The sequence below is a fragment of the Treponema sp. UBA7567 genome (assembly GCF_002476655.1).
Lineage (GTDB): Bacteria > Spirochaetota > Spirochaetia > Treponematales > Treponemataceae > Treponema_D.
This window is the reverse complement of the sequence record NZ_DLLH01000015.1, coordinates 3,668-4,318: the sequence shown is the minus strand read 5'-3', so window position 1 is coordinate 4,318 and position 651 is coordinate 3,668. Positions and strand designations below refer to the sequence as shown.

The 651-nt window shown below is 39.6% G+C and carries 1 protein-coding gene; it reads right to left on the bottom strand.

Annotated elements, in window-relative coordinates; genetic code table 11:
* Positions 1 to 192 precede the first annotated feature (192 nt).
* Positions 193 to 618: a hypothetical protein gene (locus tag B3Y13_RS01395; protein WP_296024731.1), complete on the bottom strand. Its 426-nt coding sequence runs from the start codon at positions 616 to 618 to the stop codon at positions 193 to 195.
* Positions 619 to 651: the final 33 nt, after the last annotated feature.

Below are 651 nucleotides of genomic sequence, written 5' to 3'. Positions count from 1 at the left end.
GGCTTGACCCGAAAATCTAAATGCATATATTACAATCATTTAGAGATTGCTAACCGAGTTTTCTATGCAAATATCGCAGTATCAAGTACGACAATGGCATTTAGAACTTGTTCGACATCCACAAGCGAGGAAAACGCCCGAAAAAATCCCAATTTTTATCTTAGACCGAAAATTGGGCTTTTTTGACAAAAGTTATCTGTTTGTAAATGTTTTGATGTTCTGGTACTGTAATCTTGCATAGATTTCGGTAGCCCAGGTATTCAGTGTGTCTGCGTCGGACTTGTCGACGTTTGATGGAAGCTTTGTTTTTACTGCTTTGTTGTAGTTTTCTGCGGCGGCAGTATAATCTTTTGCGTTTAGCGCGATTTCGGCCTTAGTAAGGTAGGCGGCCCGTTTTTGCACTTGCGGATTATTTGAGAGTTTTGCAGTCGTTTTTTTTGTATCGGTTGATTCTGTCGTTTTATCTGTTTTTGTCTGTTCTTTTGTCTGAGGGTTGTTTTTTCCGCCGACTCGGCCTTCTACTCCCTTTACAAAGTCTTTCCAGCTCTGGCTAAAACAGGCAGATGTTGTAATCATAAGAAAAAACAGCGCGGCTTTTGATTTTTTTGATAAATTCATAATAGCTCCAATAAAAGGGGATGTCCCAAAAGT